This is a genomic window from Pantoea sp. CTOTU49201 (assembly GCF_032054795.1).
In the GTDB taxonomy this organism is placed as follows: Bacteria; Pseudomonadota; Gammaproteobacteria; order Enterobacterales; family Enterobacteriaceae; genus Pantoea; species Pantoea symbiotica.
On sequence record NZ_DAMBSA010000361.1, the window covers coordinates 1 to 4863 of the forward strand.

The 4863-nt window shown below is 52.5% G+C and carries 7 protein-coding genes; 3 read left to right on the forward strand and 4 right to left on the reverse strand.

The window, feature by feature from the left end:
* Nucleotides 1-292 precede the first annotated feature (292 nt).
* Complete coding sequence (locus tag RTY00_RS19915; protein WP_154156561.1) at nucleotides 293-778, forward strand: hypothetical protein; 486 nt, start codon at nucleotides 293-295, stop codon at nucleotides 776-778.
* Between the two features lie 69 nt (nucleotides 779-847).
* Here RTY00_RS19915 and RTY00_RS19920 read toward each other — a convergent pair whose 3' ends face one another.
* The 4 genes from RTY00_RS19920 to RTY00_RS19935 all read right to left on the reverse strand — a co-directional run bounded on the left by RTY00_RS19920 (nucleotide 848) and on the right by RTY00_RS19935 (nucleotide 2841).
* Nucleotides 848-1477, reverse strand: a complete 630-nt coding sequence (locus RTY00_RS19920) for a LysE family translocator (protein ID WP_312665741.1) — start codon at nucleotides 1475-1477, stop codon at nucleotides 848-850.
* 25 nt (nucleotides 1478-1502) lie between these two features.
* Nucleotides 1503-2039, reverse strand: a complete 537-nt coding sequence (locus RTY00_RS19925; protein WP_312665743.1) for a GNAT family N-acetyltransferase — start codon at nucleotides 2037-2039, stop codon at nucleotides 1503-1505.
* Nucleotides 2020-2331, reverse strand: a complete 312-nt coding sequence (locus RTY00_RS19930) for a DUF1778 domain-containing protein (protein WP_008110139.1) — start codon at nucleotides 2329-2331, stop codon at nucleotides 2020-2022. Before RTY00_RS19930 ends, RTY00_RS19925 begins: the two co-directional genes overlap by 20 nt.
* Before the next feature lie 198 nt (nucleotides 2332-2529).
* Nucleotides 2530-2841, reverse strand: a complete 312-nt coding sequence (locus RTY00_RS19935) for a PTS lactose/cellobiose transporter subunit IIA (protein WP_154156559.1) — start codon at nucleotides 2839-2841, stop codon at nucleotides 2530-2532.
* A 168-nt stretch (nucleotides 2842-3009) separates the two neighbouring features.
* Here RTY00_RS19935 and RTY00_RS19940 point away from each other — a divergent pair, with 168 nt between their 5' ends.
* Both RTY00_RS19940 and RTY00_RS19945 read left to right on the forward strand, forming a co-directional pair.
* Entirely contained in the window at nucleotides 3010-4344 is a 1335-nt protein-coding gene (locus RTY00_RS19940; protein ID WP_061719102.1) for a PTS sugar transporter subunit IIC, read from the forward strand.
* Between the two features lie 9 nt (nucleotides 4345-4353).
* The coding region (locus RTY00_RS19945) for a family 1 glycosylhydrolase (protein WP_312665748.1) at nucleotides 4354-4863 on the forward strand (510 nt) is incomplete at its 3' end.

The following is a 4863-nucleotide window of genomic DNA, read 5'->3' on the forward strand; positions in this document are numbered from 1 at the left end:
TGCAACTGAACGTCAACAATATCGCGGATAAGCATTACGTAGCGTCATGCAGTAACGAAAGCGCCTGCTTCTACGGCAGCGGTCGCACCATCGTAGCGTCCGTCAGCTACAGCTGGTAATTCCCATTGGCGGCCTGCGTGGCCGCCGTTTCGTTTTGCATTCCGTGCGGCTCGCTTTCCACTAAGACACTTCTTAGCCGGTTTTCGGAAAATACTGTATTTGTGTGACTGTCATCACTCTGCAAGGCGCGTTAAAATGAACGCTTCTCATTTAGCAGGGGTTTTTCGTCACGATGTTATCGCGCTTCACTTTAGCCACTTTGATGGCAACAATCATGCTTACCGGCTGTGCCCGCCTTGCCGCCGTAACAGGTACATCACATGACAGCACTGCGACTGCGGACGCGTCCGCCGCTCAGCCTGCAACCGGCGCGCCAATCGACAGTAACGATTCGCCTTCTCCGTTCGAGACCGGCCCAACGGTGATCAACATTTCGCATGTGGTCACGCGCACCGATGACGGTTCTTCTATTTATGTGACGGTAGATGGTCAGGATGCGGGTCTGCTGAAGAAGGGTGAGAAGAGAGAAATTCGCGTTTCGCCAGGTAAACACCAGATTGGTGGTTACGTGCAGACGCTGTTTGGTTTTGGCAAAGTGACCATCGCCTCTGTGGATGTCACCACCGATCCGAACAGCCCGAAAAACGTGGTTTACTCTGTGACGCGTCAGAAGCCCGCGTTCAGCGAAACCGACGCCACGCCGCCGAATAATTCGTGATGTATGGGTGCGTAAATATGCGCACCAGCACGGTTTCGTAGGGTCGCCATTCATGGCGACCTCTCCACATCAACTCCGGCTAAACACCAACTTCAACCCGGCAACCGTAAAGCAGCAAGCCAGCAGCGCATCCAGCCCACGACGGATGCGGCGATAAAATGCCGCCATCACCGCAGTGGAAAACAACACCGCATAACCGCCAAACACCAGCACGCAAATCACCGCGCAGCCTGCAATAATCATCGGCAAAGTGGACGCCGCTGCACCCGGTTTTAACGCCACCGACATAATCGCCACCCACGTCAAAATCGCTTTCGGATTGCCGACGTGCATCAAAATGCCCTGACGAAACATTTTGCCGAAGTGCGCTTTTTCACTGCCCGGCGCGAATGCGCTGGCATCTGGCTTACGCAATGCCGATTTTCCCGCCTTAAACGCCAGCCACAGCAGATACAATCCGCCGCCAATCTTCAGCACAATCAGCAGTTGAGCGAAAGTGGCCAGCACGGTGAGAACGCCGCAGGCTGCCAGCAGCGCCCACATCATCGAACCGCCAATCACGCCGCTGGCTAATGCCAGCGCCGCGCCGCGTCCCTGTTTCATCGCCGTACCCATAATCGCCATATTGCTTGGACCGGGACTGGCGGTGGCGACGAAATAGGTGGTGTAGATCAGAATCAGTTCATGTGACAGCGCCATAGGTTCCTCTGTTAATCATCATGGATTACGCCGCGAGAATGTGCTGAATTGCCAGAAACATTGGGATTGCGCCAAATACATTGGGCGGCTCATGCAGTGCCACAAATCCCAGGCGGGTGTAAAAATTCACGGCTTGTGGTTCAGCGTCAAGATAAACGCCTTTTACCGGTAATGCGGCATGGATTATTTTGACGTGATCGAAAAATGCGCCCAGCAGATCCTGACCATAACCTTTCTTTTGTTCCTTGACTGCGATTCCCAACATAACCAGGCGCACCACGCCGACTTCGGCTGGCATGGAACCGGGTACCACGCCTGTGAGCTTTTGTTTCAACAGGGAATAGGCGCTGAAGGTACAAATTCCCAACAGTTCGCCGGTGTTAGCGTTAATCAACACCTTCGCTGCACAGTTTCCCTCTTTTACGCTTTTTTTAAGCGAGTTGCGTACAAAGGCGTTAATAATTGCGTTGCCGCAATCGAAGTGTTTATTACCGGGATAGGTGATGTCTGCCTGATAGGCGCACACCATAACGTCAGCGCTATTATTCCTTGAATTTTCCATCTGCTCTTTTCCTTCGCATCAACGCTTGTAACGCCAGCGTCGGAGCTGCAGGTTCAGACATGAGCTGATTCACTTGCTGCCAACTCTCTTCAGAAAGCTGGCGACGTCGCTGATTATCCAAAACGGTTTCTGCACGCTCAAGCGCCGCATTTAAGATAAAGGCACTCAAATCTAATCCTGCAGCGGTTGCTGCTTCCTTTAAAACTTCTTTAAGATTTGAACTGGTTTTTAACTCTACGCGCGCGTCTTTAACGGCGCGCGTATCGGTGGAAAGTGCGGGTACTTTTGGCATAGCGAGAGCCTCGTAAAGTAAAAACGCCTCCTGTTGACGTCAGTCCTTAAACTTATGCAGCGTTGCATTGTGAGTGAAGTCTTTCATTTCAGTTAGCTTGGTACGGCTAATAACCGTATGCGAACAATGTAAACCTTATCGCTTCGATGAGTCAACGCGTACGGTTGATAGCCGTATAAATTATTTTGCCGCTGCACCTTATTGACCATGCAATTCCTTCCTCAATAGCACCAACTCGCCCGCCAGATCGCGGCACAGCATCGCCGTCATCAGATGATCCTGCGCATGCACCAAAATCAGCGTAACCGGCACTTTGCCGCAGCCTTCATCGGCGCCAATCAATGCGGTCTGGATTTTATGCGCGGCTTTTGCCGCCTCATCTGACGCCGCCAAGGCCTCATCGGCACCTTGCCAGTCGGCTTTGCGCGCCTGCTGGATTGCCATCATGGCTTGCGATCGCGCCTCACCAGCATTAATCAGCAATTCCATCATCGTTTGTTCAAAATCCATATCCGCCTCACTTATTGGTATGCCAAATTGGTGATAACGATGCTACCGGAATACCAAAAAGGAGTTCCGCGAGCATGATCACAGAAATTAAGCGCGAATATCGCCATTTTGGTATGCCACGAACCATCAAGCTGATGCATAACACCTAAAACCGCTGAGGGTTGACCAATGTCTCTACAGGAACGTCTTATCGATTCGCTGGGTAGCTTTGCCACGCGATTCAATAGCTACCGCTACATCATGGCGATCAAAGCCTCGTTCATCACGCTGATGCCAGTGATCATCGTCGGCGCGTTTTCGGTGCTGATTTCCAACATGGTGCTGGACCCGAAAAATGGCCTCGCCAGTTTCTCTGCGCTGTCGTTTCTCGCCGATTTAAAACCGATCACCAGCAGCATTAACTACGCCACGCTGAGCTTTCTGAATATTGGCGCGGTGTTTCTGATTGGTATCGAACTGGGTCGCATCAACGGTATCAAAACGTTGTTTCCCGGCCTGCTGGCGATCATCTGCTTCATCTCGGTGACGCCTACAACGCTGCAAATGCTGGTGGATGGGCAGATGCATGTGGTCACCGATGTGCTGGCGAAACAGTTCTCCGATACCAAAAGTCTGTTCCTCGGCATGTTTATCGCCATTCTGTCGGTGGAGATTTATTGCCGGCTGGAGCAGGTTGAACGGCTGAAAATCAAAATGCCGGATACCGTGCCGCCGAACGTAGCCGCATCATTTTCCGCATTGATTCCATCCATTATCACCGTCACGCTGGTCGCCACCTTTGGCTTTATCTTCCATCAGATCACCGGCATGTACTTGTACGACGCGGTGTACAAAGTGGTGCAGCAGCCGCTGGAATCGGTGGTGCAGAGCTTGTGGGGCATTCTGCTGCTGATGTTTGTTGCCCAGCTGTTTTGGGTGATTGGTATTCACGGTAACCAAATGGTGAAACCGATTCGCGAGCCACTGCTGCTGGGAGCGATTCTGGTCAACATGAACGCCTTCGAACAGGGCAAGGAAGCGCCAAACATCATCACCATGCCGTTCTGGGATGTGTACATGAGTATCGGCGGTTCCGGCCTGACTATTGGGCTGTTAACCGCCGTGATGATTGCCACCAAACGCAAAGAGATGCGGGAAATCGCCAAACTGTCGTTCGGACCTGGCTTGTTCAACATTAATGAGCCGGTAATTTTTGGTATGCCGATCATGCTCAACCCGATTCTCGCCATTCCTTTCATCATCACGCCGCTGGTCACCGGCTCAATTGGCTATTTCGCCACGGTAATGGGCTTCGCCGGTAAAGCGGTGGTGATGGTTCCCTGGACTACGCCACCGATCATCAACGCCTGGCTTTCTACCGCCGGTTCGATGGGCGCGGTAGTGACGCAAATCATCTGCATCGTGGTTTCGGTCTTGATTTATCTGCCGTTTGTCAAAGTGGCTGCACGTCGCGCCGAAGCGGCGGAAGCAAAAAATCTGCAGGCCGAGCTGGCACAAAATTAAGGAGATTCGATGAGTAAGCACACTATTGCGCTGCCAGAGGGCTTTATCCTCGGCGCGGCGGCATCGGCCTGGCAAACCGAAGGCTGGAGCGGCAAAAAAGCCGGGCAGGATTCGTATCTGGATGCCTGGTATCAGCAGGATCGACATGTCTGGCACAACGGTTATGGGCCGGCGGTGGCGACCGATTTTATCAACCGTTTTCGCGAAGACGTGGCGCTGATGAAAGCGGCGGGACTGACGCACTATCGCACCTCCATCAACTGGTCGCGCTTTCTCATCGACTATGAAAATGCGGTGGTTGATGAGGATTACGCGGCCTATTACGACCAGCTGATTGATGAGATGCAGCGTCAGGGCATTGAACTGATGTTGTGCCTCGAACATTACGAACTGCCGCTGCAGTTGCTGGAAGAGTACGGCGGCTGGCAGTCAAAACATGTGGTGGAGTTGTTTATCCGCTATGTCGAAAAAGTGTTTGCCCGCTACGCCGGAAAAGTGACGCGCTGGTTTGTTTTCAAT